Annotated in this window: 12 protein-coding genes and 2 pseudogenes; 7 read left to right on the forward strand and 7 right to left on the reverse strand. The window is 64.1% G+C overall.

Annotation, left to right across the window (positions count from 1 at the left end; genetic code table 11):
- Nucleotides 1-115: 115 nt before the first annotated feature.
- The 6 genes and pseudogenes from MHZ35_RS16725 to MHZ35_RS16745 form a co-directional block, all read right to left on the reverse strand.
- Nucleotides 116-1,060, reverse strand: a pseudogene (locus tag MHZ35_RS16725) (type IV secretory system conjugative DNA transfer family protein); the annotation flags it as partial.
- 266 nt (nucleotides 1,061-1,326) lie between these two features.
- Nucleotides 1,327-1,971, reverse strand: coding sequence for an alpha-isopropylmalate synthase regulatory domain-containing protein (locus MHZ35_RS18225; protein ID WP_446741071.1), 645 nt, complete (start codon nucleotides 1,969-1,971; stop codon nucleotides 1,327-1,329).
- A 240-nt stretch (nucleotides 1,972-2,211) separates the two neighbouring features.
- A complete protein-coding gene (locus MHZ35_RS16730) occupies nucleotides 2,212-4,596 on the reverse strand; it encodes a S9 family peptidase (RefSeq protein WP_239436680.1) in 2,385 nt (794 codons plus the stop codon).
- A 97-nt stretch (nucleotides 4,597-4,693) separates the two neighbouring features.
- Entirely contained in the window at nucleotides 4,694-7,231 is a 2,538-nt protein-coding gene (locus tag MHZ35_RS16735; protein ID WP_239436681.1) for a TonB-dependent receptor plug domain-containing protein, read from the reverse strand.
- A gap of 73 nt (nucleotides 7,232-7,304) precedes the next feature.
- Nucleotides 7,305-8,282, reverse strand: a complete 978-nt coding sequence (locus tag MHZ35_RS16740; protein ID WP_239436682.1) for a FecR family protein — start codon at nucleotides 8,280-8,282, stop codon at nucleotides 7,305-7,307.
- Complete coding sequence (locus MHZ35_RS16745) at nucleotides 8,279-8,851, reverse strand: RNA polymerase sigma factor (protein WP_239436683.1); 573 nt, start codon at nucleotides 8,849-8,851, stop codon at nucleotides 8,279-8,281. Before MHZ35_RS16745 ends, MHZ35_RS16740 begins: the two co-directional genes overlap by 4 nt.
- A gap of 327 nt (nucleotides 8,852-9,178) precedes the next feature.
- Here MHZ35_RS16745 and MHZ35_RS16750 point away from each other — a divergent pair, with 327 nt between their 5' ends.
- From MHZ35_RS16750 to MHZ35_RS16770, 5 genes are all read left to right on the forward strand, one after another.
- Nucleotides 9,179-9,970: a helix-turn-helix transcriptional regulator gene (locus MHZ35_RS16750; protein WP_239436684.1), complete on the forward strand. Its 792-nt coding sequence runs from the start codon at nucleotides 9,179-9,181 to the stop codon at nucleotides 9,968-9,970.
- Nucleotides 9,971-10,026: 56 nt separating this feature from the next.
- Entirely contained in the window at nucleotides 10,027-10,629 is a 603-nt protein-coding gene (locus tag MHZ35_RS16755; protein ID WP_239436685.1) for an acyl-homoserine-lactone synthase, read from the forward strand.
- Nucleotides 10,626-11,483, forward strand: a complete 858-nt coding sequence (locus tag MHZ35_RS16760) for a phytanoyl-CoA dioxygenase family protein (RefSeq protein WP_239436686.1) — start codon at nucleotides 10,626-10,628, stop codon at nucleotides 11,481-11,483. Before MHZ35_RS16755 ends, MHZ35_RS16760 begins: the two co-directional genes overlap by 4 nt.
- Nucleotides 11,484-11,488: 5 nt before the next feature.
- Nucleotides 11,489-11,674: a transcriptional regulator domain-containing protein gene (locus tag MHZ35_RS16765; RefSeq protein ID WP_239436687.1), complete on the forward strand. Its 186-nt coding sequence runs from the start codon at nucleotides 11,489-11,491 to the stop codon at nucleotides 11,672-11,674.
- Nucleotides 11,675-11,783: 109 nt separating this feature from the next.
- A complete protein-coding gene (locus tag MHZ35_RS16770) occupies nucleotides 11,784-12,206 on the forward strand; it encodes a DNA -binding domain-containing protein (RefSeq protein WP_239436688.1) in 423 nt (140 codons plus the stop codon).
- Here the strand turns inward: MHZ35_RS16770 and MHZ35_RS16775 are convergent.
- Complete coding sequence (locus MHZ35_RS16775) at nucleotides 12,203-12,406, reverse strand: helix-turn-helix domain-containing protein (RefSeq protein ID WP_239436689.1); 204 nt, start codon at nucleotides 12,404-12,406, stop codon at nucleotides 12,203-12,205. The genes MHZ35_RS16770 and MHZ35_RS16775 overlap by 4 nt on opposite strands.
- A gap of 142 nt (nucleotides 12,407-12,548) precedes the next feature.
- Between MHZ35_RS16775 and MHZ35_RS16780 the strand changes: the two genes are divergently transcribed.
- Both MHZ35_RS16780 and MHZ35_RS16785 read left to right on the forward strand, forming a co-directional pair.
- Nucleotides 12,549-12,842: a hypothetical protein gene (locus tag MHZ35_RS16780; RefSeq protein ID WP_239436690.1), complete on the forward strand. Its 294-nt coding sequence runs from the start codon at nucleotides 12,549-12,551 to the stop codon at nucleotides 12,840-12,842.
- Between the two features lie 616 nt (nucleotides 12,843-13,458).
- Nucleotides 13,459-14,280: pseudogene (locus tag MHZ35_RS16785) on the forward strand (ArdC family protein); the annotation flags it as partial.
- Nucleotides 14,281-14,368: the final 88 nt, after the last annotated feature.

Below are 14,368 nucleotides of genomic sequence, written 5' to 3' on the forward strand. Positions count from 1 at the left end.
ACAGCCCGAAATACCGCCGGAAGGAGACTGACAGCGCGCCCATCATGGTCCCGCAACATCGAACAATGTCCTCGCCGGACGGACCGCTTCAAAATACGCGGTTTTTGCGGGTGTCCAGCTCGCGGGCGGCCGATGCGACGACCGGATGGACAAGCGGTGCGTCTTCGTTGCCGAGATGGTTGGTGGCCATCATTCGACGCAAGGTCGCGGCGAAGCTGCGCTGCGGATCGGACAGGAAGGTCGCGACGCGAGCGAGCGTCTTCTCTTCCTCGGCATAGAGGACGTGCAGGATCGCACCCACCAGCAGTGAATGGCTGGTCTTCTCCCAGTGATTCCGGCGTTCGAGCGCCCCTTCGGGATCGACGAGAATATCGGCGATATTCTGAACATCGCGGACTTCGTTCACGCCGCGTCGCACTTCGAGCAGCGGATTGTAGCGCGCCGAGCGGGGGTCGGTCGGGTTGAACAACAGGCAGTGCGAGAAGCTCGCCCGCCAGCCGGCGGTCAGCTGCCAGTTCTCGCCCTTGATGTCGTGGACGACGGTCGAACCGGTCCAGCTGAGCAGCGTCGGCACGACGAGACCGACACCCTTGCCCGAGCGGGTCGGCGCGAATGCCATGACATGCTCGGGGCCGTCATGGCGGAGGTCACGTCCGCCCAATCGGCCCAAGGCGACGCCGCGCTCGTCAAGCAACTTCGCGATCTTGATGTCCTTGCGCGTTGCCCAGCGCGCAGAGCCGTAGGTTGTGACATTGCTCGATTGGCGGGCGCGCCAGACCGAGCCGAAGATGGCGGCGCCGCAGCCGATGAAGCCTCCGGCCGCGGCTATGGTGCCCGCCTGGTCGAATACGATCGGTGCGTACGCGTCATAGTGATACCACCACGGGAACAGCGACCATGGCCGGTAGACCGGCTGTCCGAACGCGACGAACCACGGCGTCCCCAGTTCTGACTGGTAAGCGAGACTCGCCGCCGCCCACTGCGTGCCGATCCAGACGCTCGCGACGATGATCGCGAGCACCACGAGGATCTGACCTATGAGAAGCGTTGTCGGTGTCATGCGGGCCTCCGCCCGCAGCCGACTTATTCGTCCGCGGGCTGGCCTAAGACTTTCGAAAAACTCGCCCTTGCGTCAGATACCGGCTAGGGCCTGCAAGGGAATTCTTGGTGCCACTCGGATCGAAACAGGCCCGGCTCCAATCTCGTCCCCTTTAATCAAGCCAGCGGTTCCGCTGATTTAGCAATACGCATGTTCGCTAGAGCAATAGCCAAAAGCCTTTAAAGAGCGGCCTTCCGCCGCTCGAGAACTTGGTCAAAGAAGTAGCATCAGAATTGCGTAGGCTCCCGCAGAGAACCTAGACGTTGCACCTCCAAATAGCCTTCCTGCCGGAATTCGGCTGCTACAGCCTCGGCAGCGCCTTCGTCTTCAGAGGCGAATGTCCAGAGATCACCGTTCTCGTCTATCCCACGCACGTGAAAGGGGCGTACCTTTCGTGGATCGCTATGTTCCGGCCGAGGCAGCGATTTGGTGGCTGCCTCCAGCCAAGCAGAAAGCGAGCATCTCACCAAGTCTACGCCGAAGTTTGTGCCACGATAGATTTCTCCGTCCAGTTCGAGTTCGACATCAATCCGTATGCTCAAAGGTTCGCCAATCGCTGGCACTGCGGAAGACACAGTGTAACTGAGAAGACGTGGCGAGATTCCGAGGATATGACCTGCCGCGGCGAAGGCTGCATCAAAGGCCCCGGGCGCCTTCCCAATGTCCGTCACTCTTCCACGCTGGGGGTGCTCGAGTTCCACGCGCGCTACAGGCCACGCACCGTGAGACACGGGTGAGCGGATGTCGATTCGGCTGAGACGCCAGAGGTTCAGATCGGCTTCTGGCTCCTTGTGAGATCGCTCGTTTCCGGCTTGTGATTGTATGTTATTCACTTGCTTCCCTTCCAGCGAAGCACAAAAAAGGCCCCGCACCAAGCCGGTTGCGGGGCCTTTCGCCTCTTGCAGTCCGCGTCTTTTTCTAAGTCACGTCTGCCCGCACCGGAAGTCTATGGAAATGATTGCCATCGATACTGCCGCAACAGCGACGAGCATGTCTACACACTTGCATCAAGCAGTAATAGTTCGTACTTGTGCGATACTCGACGTAAGGAACATATACTCCATCAGTTTGGTTTATTCGAAGTTCAGGAGTGTCTGGGGCCTCCGACTTCATCAGCGATTCTGCAAATGGCTACGGAGAAAATCCACCATGCGCTGGCTTACATCCGCCGCATGATCGATCGACCATTCGCCGATGGAATGTCCTTGACCGGGATAGACCGCCAACTGCGCTGGGCGGTCCAGTCGCCTCAACCCCACGAAAAACCCTTTCGACTGCTCGTAAGGCACGGCATTGTCTCCCTCGCCTGCCACGATCAGCAGAGGCGTGTGAATCCGGTCGATGCGGTAATAGGGCGAGTTTGAGATATAACGCAGGGGGTTGTCCCACGGTGTCTCTCCCATGCGGCCTTGCCCTTTTTCTGCCCATTGAACCATGAGGCTGTTCCCCTGGCTATCCATCCCGCGGTACATGGAGCCCAAGTCATATGTGCCATTAATGGCGATGCCGGCACGGAACAGGTTGGTTGAACTGACGATCGCCGCCGTGCTGTATCCGCCGAAGGACTGGCCGCTTACCGCCAGCCGCGTGACATCGATATAGCCCGCGTTGGCGAGCGCGTAGATCTGCGGCAGCAGGATATCGGTCATGTCCTGGGCCGGGTTGCCGGGCTTGCCCATTTCGGAAAGTCGGATATCGGCCATCACGACAGCGAAGCCGCGGCTGGTGAAGATCTGGTTCGGCACTGTGTTCCCGTTGCCGCCGCCGTAAAAGGAGGCGCTCGTCGACAGGTCTGAGCCGGAGTAGATCATCACGACCGCGGGGAGTTTATCCCCGGCCTTGGCGCCAGGCGGCAACAGCAGCGTGGTGCGAACATTCCCTATCCGGCCATCGTGGAATGGCGCGGCGGTCTCGATGACCTGGACGCCGCCCAGTCGGATTTCTTCAAGTCGCGGCTCGATGGTCGAAACGCGGTCCTGCTCCCGAAGTCTCGCATCGTAGCGATACAGGTCAGGCGGCGTGTCGATGTCCTCATAGACGGCATATAATCGCCGATGATCGCCGCCCGAACCGAAATGCTGGAGACGGTGAAGACCGGAGCGCATCAGTTGCGCCCGGCCGGAATCCAGCGCGATGCTGTAAAAGGCCTGTTGCCCGGTCGTGCGATTGCGCATCTGCGCTGTCAGATATCTGGCGTCCGGCTGCCAGAGCACGTCCTCGGTCGCACGGACGAGATCGAGAAACTCCCACTGAGTGGGATCGGGCAGCGCCAGCCTAACGGGCTCTCCGCCAGCAAGCGGGATGAGAGCCAGCGCGCCGGGGCTGCGCCCATGCGGCTCGATCCCTACCACCACCGAACGCCCATCCCGGGTGAAGGATAGGACTGTGCCGACCACCCCACCCAACGAGTCGGCCAGCTTTTCCGGTGTCCGGGGGCCCGATGGATCGAAATCCACGCGCCATGCCCGGCTCTCATGAAGAAAAACCAGCCGGTCCTCCTCGGGATGCCATCGATATTCCAGGTCCGTGCTGCTGGCCGACAACCCCCGTATCAGGACATGCGGCTTGCCGCCTGCGCTGGGGATGAGCACCAAGTCTCTCGTCGGCGCCGTTGGAGCGGCCGGGGTCCCTGCCGGCACCGACGCGTAGCTGACCCAGAGCCCGGAAGGTGATGCCTTAAGCGTGCTCGGTCGTGGCTCCGCCCGGGCGTCGACCAGAATTCGGGTTTCGCCCGATCTGGCGTCGACCGCCGCCAAGGTGGAATTGTAGTTCGACAGCAAGAATCCACTAAGATCGGCACCGCCAGCGGGCGTCTCCTGTGTCTTGGCCTCGCTTCCACTATAGAAGACAAGCGGCGCGCCCTGATTACTTTGCGAAGCCGCGTCGAACACGTTCGGGACACTAGCGTCGGATACCTCAAGCGGTGGGTCGGGGCGAAGCGGGACGTATACAGTGTGGCCGTCCGGCGACCATCGCGGCTGGAAACCCATGAACAGGCTGGCTCGGATCACGCCGTCGCCGATCTGACGGCACTCGCCTCCGATCAGGTCATGAATCCAGAGCTGCGGTCGACCAGCCTCGTCTGAATAGAATGCCAACCTGCTCCCGTCAGGCGCCCATGACGGGTTCCATTGATTGCCGCGCCCGCCGCAGATGGGATAGGATGTTCGTACTGGCTTGCCGGCGCCGGACACGAAAACCCTTGCCCCTAGGGCGCTGACAGGCGTGCCATTGGGCAAAAAACGGACGGATTGCGTGCGTGTGTCGGGGGGCGTCACGACAACATAGGCCACGCGACGACCATCGGGGGAAACTGCGGGCGGGTCATCCCGTCGGAACTCGCGCTTCTGGAAAGCCAAATCGTAGGGGAAGGCTCCGGAAGGGTCGGACTGCGTGACGCTGGTCTCTGTACCCTGGGACAGTGCCGGCGTCCCTAGGCTCGCGAGCAAGCCGGCTGCACCGGCAAGCAGTAGGTGCCGGATCCGAATATCTTTCATCGTTTGCGCTCTCATCAGTATGTCACATGCGTGGTCATGAACTTCGCAATGGAATTGAACCGATCGCGAAGCGGGAAGGCGATCGCGTTTCTCTCTTTCACCAGCTTTTGCTTATCGAGAGGCTGATATAGCGTCCGATCGCGGAGTAATTCGTCGAGTCATAGTTGACGATGAAGTTTGCCAGTGGCTGATAGAGAGGCGGCTTCTTGTTCAGGATGTTCTGCGCCGACACGGAAATGTCGAGGTCGGAAATGACCGAGTCTCCAGGGCCGGTCTGATAGCGGACGACCGCGTCGGCAGTCGTGAAGCTCCCCGTTTCCGCCCCCGTCGCGAAGCGGTTGTCCGTTACGCTCGCAACATGGTTGACGAAGCCGGACACCATAACGCGGTCGCTGCGCCAGACGACGCCGCCGCGCGCCCGGAACTTAGCGGGATTGTAGACTATGCCAGCGGTCGGGAAGGCCGGCTGCCCGGGGATCGCCTGCTGATCGCCGGACAGCCAACTTGCCGAGCCTTGGACCGCCGCGCGACCACCGGCTAGGGTGAAGTCATACGTGCCCGACAGGTCGACGCCCTTGGCCCGTTGGCGTGCGACATTTGAATATTGGTTGTTGATGATGGCCACGACGGTCTCGGGTGTCAGAGGCTGGGTAGTGGCGTTGATGATCTGCACCGCGGGTGCGACCGCGTCGGCGATCTGCTGCGCCGTGGGATACAGCGTGACGAACGGCCGCAGCGCGGGATCGCTCAGCGCAGTCTGGAAATTGGTTATCGGCAGGATGACCCGGCCTCGATAATCGATGTCGAAATAGCTGACGTCGAAGGTGAGGCCAGGCAGAGCGCGCGGTTGCGCCGACAGAGTGAGGGACCAGGTCCGGGCCTTTTCCGGCTCAAGATCGGGATTGCCACCATAGGGCATCAATACCGTTGCTGTGGCCGGGAAAGCGGTTCCTCCCGCAGTCGACGCCGGCCGGAGATAGAGGAGATAATCCGAAAATCGCTGGTTGAGGGTCGGCGCCTTGAACGAGCGCCCCCAAGATCCCTTCAAAGTCAGATCGCTGGTCGGCTGATAGATGATCCCCAGCTTGGGGGTCGTGATGCTGCCATAGGCGCTGTAGCTTTCGTGCCGGATCGCAGCCGTCGCGCTCAGCCGGCGGATGAGCGGCACGGCCATAGCTGGGGCCACGATGGGCAGGTTGATCTCGCCGAATGCGTAGCGGCTGCCAACGTCTCCGGACGTCAGGATCTGGCCGGTTGCCGGCCGCCGCGCGGTATATTCGTTATTCCGATACCCCGCGCCCGCGGCGAGCCGCACCGCGCCGGCCGGGAGCTGGAATAGCGGCCCTTCCCCGCTGGCTTCGAACGAATAAGCCTTGTTGCAGTAGCATGTCACCGACTCGACGAGCAGCGCTCCCGTGGAGCTGAAGCCCTCATTCGTGACGATATTCTCTTCGACGCTGTAGGTGCCGCCTACCGTTACCGTCCAGTCGGTCGGCAATGACAATTCCAGCATCGGTGAAACCGCATACACCGTCGATTTCGACATCGACACGGACAGTTGTGCCGGCTGTGCCGAGGAGAGCCGGAAATATCGGTCGGTATAAAGCCCGTCGATGCTAAACTCGAGCGCCTCCGATATCCGCTGATGCGCGCTGACGAGGGCGTTGTGATTGCGGCGCTTCGGCAGCAGCGTCGACGGGTCCAGCATGTATTCGGTGTAGGAGCGCTGATCCGAAAAGATCGGATCGGCGTCCAGATAGTTGTAGGCTGCGATGAATCCGCCGTCGCGCCAGGTCGTTCCCGCTGTCGCGCTCAGCTGGCGTTCGGTGCCCCCGCCATCGGTCGCGAAGCCCAGCCGCCCGGCCGTCGTCAGGCCATCGAAGTCGCGCTTGAGGATGATGTTGGCAACGCCAGCGACGGCGTCCGATCCGTAGAGCGCCGAGGCGCCATCCGTGATGATCTCGATCCGCTGGAGTGCCGCAATGGGAACGAGCGAGGCGTCCACCGCCTGTTGGAAGCCACCATAGGAAAGTCGGCGCCCGTTCAACAACGTTAACGTCGCGTCAGGGCCGAGGCCCCTCAGATTGAGCGCCGATCCGCCTGTCAGATTGGTGTTGTTGCCCGAGCCAAGCGCAATACCCGGATTTTGTCCGCCTGCGAAATTCTGCGGAATACTTCGAATTACCTCACCAAGATCATTGAAGCCTGCTTCGCGGATGCCCTCTTCGGTGACGCGGACAACAGGGGATGGCGTATCTGCACCCCTGATCCTAGTGCCGGTTACGAGGATGGTCTCTTCCTCAGATGACACCATACTGACGGCTGCGACGTCGTTTCCCGCTTTCACGATCGCGATCAGGTTTCCGTCGAGCCGAGTTGCGAAACCGCTGCCCGCGAGCAAGTTGGCGAGGGCCGCATCGGCTGAGAGTTGTCCACGGGCTCCGGGCGATCGGGCGGTACGGACTTCGTCCGCTCGGTAGACGACCTCCCGCCCGGATTGCCGCACATAGGCATCGAGGGCTGATTTCAGTGATCCGGCCGGGATGTTATATTCGCGCGTCTGCGCTGCGCCTGGCGCGGGGAGCGCCACGATACAAGTGCTTGCTGCCAGTGTTGCAGCGAGTGTCCGGATCATGATGCCCCCATTTCCAGGCAGATTGTCTGCCCCGTTGAAGACAGCGACAATCCGGCGGCAGCTTTGGGTAACGCTACTGACTTGAAATTTTCACAGTTGTGTCGTCGCGCTCGATCTTGAGCCCGTATGCGTCGCGGAGAAGGCGCGTGAAGGAGTTTACGCTCGACGCCTGGAATGAGCCGCCGATGGGGATCTGCGCTGCCGCCGGATCGGTCACCACGAGCCTCGTGCGATTATACCGATTGAACTCTGCGGCGACCGTGGCGAGAGGGGCCTGGTCGAAGCTCAGCATCCCGTCGCGCCAGGCCAGCGCATTTTCGACCCGCTCCTGCGACTTGCGGGTGATCAGTGTCGACGTATCGCGCGAGATCGTCGTGTCGCCGGCCGTGATGATCGCGGCGCCATCCTTGATCGCCTCGCCGTCATCGACCCTGACCCGCCCTTCGAGCACATTGACCGTGATGCGCCCATCCCGATCGCGGCGAACCGAGAACTTGGTGCCCAGCACGGTGATCGTCTTGCGTCCGGCATAGACCACGAAAGGCTCGTCGTCGCGATGCGCCACCTCGAAGAACGCTTCGCCCTCGTCGAGCCAGACCTCGCGCCTGTGCTTGTTCACCGCCGTGCGAACCACGGTCTGCGTGTTCAGTTCGACCTTGCTCCCGTCTTCCAGCGGAATGACCTTCCGTCCGCCGATGGGTGTATTGAAGCGCGCCTGCTGCACCTGCTGCGCGGGTTGATCGACGAATTCGGGCGTGAAGGTCAATCCGCCGATGCCGACGACCGCCACAAGGCTGGCGGCGATCGCCGCTGGCCACCATTTGCGTGACGATTTCGGTTCCTCGGCGGCCGCGTGCGGGTCGATGCCGAGCGAGCGGATGCGGTCCGCCTGCTGCCACAGATGATCGGCGCGCCAGAAGGCGGCCTTGTGCGCCATCGACTCGTCGAGCCAAGCGTCGAGTTCGACCTGCTCGCCCTCCGTCCAGTCCTCGCCGTTGCGCCGGATCAGCCAGTCGAGCGCCTGGTCCTCGATCGCTTCCTGCCGTCTCATGGCAGCACCTCATGGTCCGCGCGGCGCCGATAGCTCTTGCGCACGATCCTGCCCGAGCCGCCCGCCATGTGGTTGAACAGCGCCTTCATGCCGAGCTTGATCTGGCGCCGGACCGTCTCGACCGATACGCCCAGCGACGCCGCCGCCTCGCGATCGGTCATTCCGTCGACCTTCTGCAGCAGGATGACTTCGCGGCACTTGGGCGGCAGCTTGTCGATCCCTTCCTTCGCATGGCGCAGTTCGTCCCGGGCGGTGAGCGCCCGCTCCGCCTCGAACATGTCGATGTCGAGGTGAATGGCATCGAGGTCGGCTATCGTGTCGATCGGGACGATCCGGGCCCGCTTGGCATTGTTGATCAGGTGATTGCGCGCGATGGTATAGACATAGGCTCGCGCATTGAGCGGCAGGGCGCGACGCGCGCCGATCAGCGAATGCTCGTAGATGTCCTGCCGCAGTTCCAGCACGTCTTCGGGCACCCTCCAGTTGCGACGGATGTAGGACGTCAACGCCCGCTCGAGAGGAAGTACCTCCCGCACGAACCAGGCATTGAGCTCGTCATTGTCGACCATTCAGGCGGGGTGAACCTCGCTGCAATTGTCCGAAGTGGGCATGACAGTCCGCACCGGCACAATTGGTAACGCGAAATTTGGCTACCCACGCATTTTTTCGCCGGCCCTGTTCGATCCTCGTGGATGGGCTCGGCGAACGCCCGGTTAGACCAGCCGAGCATCGATATGGGTAACGCCCCGCCTTGGACGGTTCGGCGCAGAAGCGGATCGATCGGCACGTTACCCAATTACGGCCCTCCCCTTGTCATAGTCGCGAACGGGGCAGGATGTTCAACCGACCGGCGAAGGGAGCCGGGTTCGCCGCACGCCGAGGCGGGAGGTCTGCACATGGCTGGAAGAGCCAGCCTATGGAACGAGTGCGCGTTCAATCTGCTGGACGACATCGTCCGCGCGATACGCGACACCGAGGATCGCGCCCAGCTTCGGGCGGTAACGCGCGCGTTCGCCGACGATCTCGGTTGCCGCTACTTCGCGATCCTGACCCACGAGGATCTGCGTTCGCCGAAGCCCGGGACGGTCGACCTGCGCGACTATGCGGATGGCGCCACCCGCCGCATCATCGCCGAAGGTCGCTATCGCCGCGATCCTGTCATGCGCGGCTGCTTGTTCGCCGAGGCCGCATTCCTGTGGTCGGACCTGCCCGCCATCATCGAACTGGATCGCCAGGACCGGCTCGCCCTCGAGCTCGGCCGGCGTGAAGGACTGAACGAGGGGATCACCGTCCCCTGCGCAAAGCTCGGCGCCTGCTTCGGCTCGTGCACCTTCGCTGGGCTGAAGACCGTGCGTCACGCTGAGATGCTCCTCGGCCCTGCACAGGCGTTCGGCACCTTCGCGTTCCAGCAGGCGCGGCGCTTTGCCGGTCCAGCGCGGCCGGGTCCGCTGCCGAGGCTCGAGCCGCGCCATCGCGACTGCGTCCTGCTCGCCGGACAGGGCCTGAAGGACAAGGTCATCGCCCATCGCCTCGGCCTGACTGTTCGCACCGTCGAGAGCTACATGCGCGACGCGCGCCGCCTGTTCGGGGCGAGCGACCGCACCGAATTGCTGGCCGCCGCGATCCTCGCCGGCGAAATCGCGACGGACGAACTGCGGCCGTCAAGGACCGTGGATTCCGGGCGCTAAAGCTGACGATCCAAAGCTGCTTCCTCTCGTGGCACATCAAGCCACGGGAGCAGCACATGATCCTCACCATCGAGAACTACCGCGGGAGCGCGCGCAGGCTCGCGCTCGAAACCATGTTCGCGGACCGCAAGACGCAGTTCGTGGACTTCTTCGACTGGGACGTCCCCGTCGTCGACGGCCGCTTCGAGATCGACCAGTTCGACACCGCGTGCGCCGTCTATATCGTCGCGATCGACGAGGGCGGGCGGCACGAGGCGTCGCTGCGCATGCTGCCGAGCTGGCGGCCGCATCTACTGGGCGAGATCTTTCCCCACCTGTGCTTCGCGGGCGTTCCGGTCGGAGCGACCACGTGGGAAAGCACGCGGCTCTGCCTGCCGAGCCGCCACGGCGCGGCCCGCAGGAGGGAACTGCGGAACGCGCTGATCTCGGCGATGGCCGACTTCGCGCTCGCGCGGGGGATCGAGCACATCACCGGCGTCATCCCCGAGGGCTTCCGCCGCGAGGTGCTCGCCATGGGGTGGCGTGCCGAACCGCTCGGCCCCGCCGCTCGCATCGCCGGCGGTCCGATCGGCGCGTTCCGCGTCGAGGTCACGTCCGACATCCGCGAGCGGCTGGCCTGGACCGGCACTTATGTCGGCGCGCTGGAGCTGGCGGCATGAGCGTATCCATCGATTTCGCCGCCGGCGACCTCTCGCGAGACGGCATGTGCGTGCTGCGCGGTGCGCTCGATCCCGCCACGATCTTTGCCCTCGCAGCCGACCTCGCGCCGTCCTTCGCCCTGACACCGATGTGCCGAGGGGTTTTCTACGGACACCGCACGCGGCGCTTCGGCGCGCTGCTCCGCCGGTCGCCCCATGCCGAGGCGCTGGTCCGCCACTCTGCGGTGCTGGCGATCGTCGAACGCATGCTGCTGCCCTGGTGCGAGCGCATCGCGCTCAACCTCACGCAGGCCGTCGAGATCCATCCCGGCGCACTGGCGCAACTGCCCCACCGCGATCAGGACATGTGGGCCGGCCCCAAGGGCAGCATGGAATATCTCGTCAACGTGATGTGGCCGATTGACCCGTTCACGCACGAGAATGGCGGGACGCGGCTGTGGCCTGGCAGCCATGTCGACCAGGATCTTGCCGAACTGCTCGAGAAGGATGCGGTCGTCCCCGGGCTGGCGCCAGGCGATGCCCTGCTGTTTCTCGGCTCGACGCTGCATGGCGGTGGTGGCAACCTGTCGGACGCGCCTCGCCGTGGCGTGATCGTCAGCTACTGCCTGGGCTGGTTGAAGCCGTTCGAACTGCAATGGCTGGTCTATCCGCCGGCGATCGCGCGGCATTTCTCGCCCGAGCTGGCAGCGCTGGTCGGCTACGCGCAGCACCGGCCCAATCTTGGCAATGTCGAAGGGCAATGCCCATCGATATTGCTCGGGGAATCGGTCCCCGAATATCTCGGCGCGATTGACGCATTGCGTCCCGACCAGGAAGCGCAGACTGCAGCCTTTCTCATCGGTCGGCGGGACTGATGTTGATGGCCGGGCTTCCCGACTGGCGGGATACGGCCGCCTACGCAGCCGTGCGCTCCGGCGGGCAGCTCGCTCTCGCCTGGGAGCTGCTGCGGCGCGATCCCGCCTACCGCTCGGATTTCGGCGCGGTGCGGGGGGACAATGCGGCTGCGCATTTTGCTGCTGTGTGGGGGCTGCACTTTCCCGGCTGATCCCGCGCTCGACTGCGATCATGCCGTGCCCATCTGGACAGCGGGGGCGAACCCGCGCCTACTGACGGTGGTGCCGGCGCGATCCGGTCCTGTGCTTGATCTCGCAGGGATGAGGCATCGCGTCGTGCGCACCGGCGATCGGTGCCATATTCTCCTGCACCTCCTACGGGCGACTCTGCAGCTGGAAGGGCTTGCCGGCGCTTTTGGGGATGGACCGCAGCCGGTTTCGGCGTTGATCGATCACGGACGTTTCCTCGAGCCTCAATTCGAGTCGGTCCGCCGCCTCGATGCCTTCCTGCGAGGGCGGGAGCCTCCGCCCGACGTCGGGACTCGGTTCGGCAGGCTGGTGGAAGCCCTGCGGGTCGGAGACGCGATCGCCGCGGGCGCCAGCCAGCGCGAGATCGGCCTTGGCATTTATGGCGGCGAGTGGCCTGGGGACGGCGAGCATCTGAAATCGCGCGTGCGGAGAATGGTCCCGCTTGCCGCCGAGCTTATCCGCATAGGTCCGCGTGGCGTATTGGGGCGAATCTAGGACGGTTTGGGCGCGCTGCCGATCAGGGCGAGCGCATCGACCGTCAGCGCGTTCGCGACATCCATGAACTCGAAGATATCGAGCCGGCGCTCGCCAGTTTCATAGCGCGACACATATTGTTGCGGCTTACCGAGCTTCTCCGCCACGGCCTGCTGCGTCAACGCCTGTTGCTTGCGGGCCTCGATCAGCTGCTCGATCACCCAGCGATAGCGACTATCGTGGATGCCTCGCGCCACAGTCCCTCACATCAAATTGATGTGAGACCGTGACTTCAGCTGTTTTCTACACCAACTTGATGTATAGCCTGCTTGGCCGCCGTAGGCCATGGAGCAGCCAAGCCCGATGTCGTCAGACCCGCTCGATACCGTCGCACCGTCGGGTGACGCCGTTTTCGACTATGATCGGCGGCATCTGCTCACCTATGCCGAGCTGCTCGACGCCGAAAAGGACGACATCGCCTGGCAGGACGGCGCTCTCGAAATCCTGGGCATCGATCCGGTGATTGATGCGGCGCGCGCCAAGATCTGCTGGGACAGTCATCTCGCTCGCGCACGGTGGATCACCGGCGCCGGGTTGCGTGCAGCGATTGCGGCTTTCGGCGAACAGGCCCGCACGGCTTCCCATCGGCGGCCGTGACGAGTGAAACAGGCGCCTCGCGGGACGGCGGCGATGCCAGGTGGAACGCGGGATGCGGTGCGCACTCTGACGGCGCTGCGCTGCCGCCCGGGGGTCGCGCATTTAAGTAGCCCGCGTATGCACACTTGCGCGGCCGTGGAGCACGACGGCGGCTGGCCCAGTGCTTCGGGTCTGTCATGCTGTGCATGACCTGAACAGCGCGGGGCGCTGTTCACCCGGGCGCCCCGCGCGCACGCCGCCGTGCTGGCCGGCCACGTTCAAGAGTGCGTTTTGGTTGGCGCCTGACGGCGCGGTGCATCGCGGCGTAGCCGTCCGCGACCGCGCTCTAGGCCGCTCACGCGGCCCCGAGCCCCGCAAGCGGGTCTCAGCCTCCCGGTGACGATCGCATGGCGCGGCTGTGGTCGCCGCATCTCGCGGATGCGGCGGCGTTGTCTTGTTGGCCTTCCCTCGTCGGCGGGAGTGGCCGGCGCTTCCGCCTGAGGCCCGTCGCGGCGGGCGCAACTCCGCTCTCGCGGAGTGCTTCATCTCCATTGCGCCCCTTCGGGTGCGCCCGCCGCCGGAGCCGGGCCTCCTCTGGTCGCGTCTCGCCGCCCACCCCCGCCTCTCGGGGGAGGCCATGGGGCTTTTTGGGCGGGTCTGGAGGCTATCTGTGTCCCGTATCCCGAAGCGTCGTGCCCGTGGCGAGGCTGCTGGCGACCATGCCGAACCTCGCGTGAACCTCTATGACGAGGTGACCGCGCGGATCATTTCCGAGCTTGAGGCCGGGCGCGTGCCCTGGGTCCAGCCTTGGGGCAGCGCCGCCTGTGCCGGGCCATCGCTGCCGCGCAATGCGCTGACCGGGCGCAGCTATTCGGGCGTCAATGTCCTGCTGCTGTGGGGCGCGGTGATCGCCAATGGCTACCCGTCGCAAAGCTGGCTCACCTTCCGGCAGGCGCGCGAGGCGGGCGGATGCGTGCAGCGCGGCGAGCGCGGCCAGACGGTCGTCTATGCCGACCGCTTCACGCCCGAGGCCGAGAAGGCCCGCGTCGCGCGCGAGGGTGGCGAGGCCAAGGCGGTGCCGTTCCTCAAGCGGTTCACGGTGTTCAACATCGCGCAGTGCGAGGGGTTGAGGCCCGGCCTTGCGCTCGACCCCGCGCCGCTTCCCGAGCGCGAGATCGTGCCGGTCGCCGAGGAGGTGATCGCGGCATCGGGCGTCGACTTCCGTATCGGCGGCGACAAGGCGTTCTATGTGCCGAGCCAAGATTTCGTGCAGGTGCCGCCGCAGCCCGCCTTCTTCGATCAGGTCAATTACTACCGCACCTGCCTGCACGAACTGACTCACGCCACTGGCCATGAGAAGCGGGTCGGGCGCGACCTCGCCAACGCCTTCGGCTCGGCGGGATATGCGCGGGAGGAACTGGTGGCCTTATCTGGACAGTCTGCACCGTGCCTGTCGCTTCATTGAACGGTATGATCCGGGCACGACGCAGGGGGTCATCAGGCCGGATGAAGCGCTATCCATAAGCTGGCGTAGTCCGGCCTGATGG

This window comes from Sphingomonas sp. ACRSK (genome assembly GCF_022346685.1).
In the GTDB taxonomy this organism is placed as follows: domain Bacteria; phylum Pseudomonadota; class Alphaproteobacteria; order Sphingomonadales; family Sphingomonadaceae; genus Sphingomonas; species Sphingomonas molluscorum.

Coding starts and splice junctions, on each gene's coding strand:
- MHZ35_RS16730 (WP_239436680.1), bottom strand. CDS start 4,596: ATGAAAGATATTCGGATCCGGCACCTACTGCTTGCCGGTGCAGCCGGC.
- MHZ35_RS16735 (WP_239436681.1), bottom strand. CDS start 7,231: ATGATCCGGACACTCGCTGCAACACTGGCAGCAAGCACTTGTATCGTG.
- MHZ35_RS16740 (WP_239436682.1), bottom strand. CDS start 8,282: ATGAGACGGCAGGAAGCGATCGAGGACCAGGCGCTCGACTGGCTGATC.
- MHZ35_RS16745 (WP_239436683.1), bottom strand. CDS start 8,851: ATGGTCGACAATGACGAGCTCAATGCCTGGTTCGTGCGGGAGGTACTT.
- MHZ35_RS16750 (WP_239436684.1), top strand. CDS start 9,179: ATGGCTGGAAGAGCCAGCCTATGGAACGAGTGCGCGTTCAATCTGCTG.
- MHZ35_RS16755 (WP_239436685.1), top strand. CDS start 10,027: ATGATCCTCACCATCGAGAACTACCGCGGGAGCGCGCGCAGGCTCGCG.
- MHZ35_RS16760 (WP_239436686.1), top strand. CDS start 10,626: ATGAGCGTATCCATCGATTTCGCCGCCGGCGACCTCTCGCGAGACGGC.
- MHZ35_RS16765 (WP_239436687.1), top strand. CDS start 11,489: ATGGCCGGGCTTCCCGACTGGCGGGATACGGCCGCCTACGCAGCCGTG.
- MHZ35_RS16770 (WP_239436688.1), top strand. CDS start 11,784: ATGAGGCATCGCGTCGTGCGCACCGGCGATCGGTGCCATATTCTCCTG.
- MHZ35_RS16780 (WP_239436690.1), top strand. CDS start 12,549: ATGTCGTCAGACCCGCTCGATACCGTCGCACCGTCGGGTGACGCCGTT.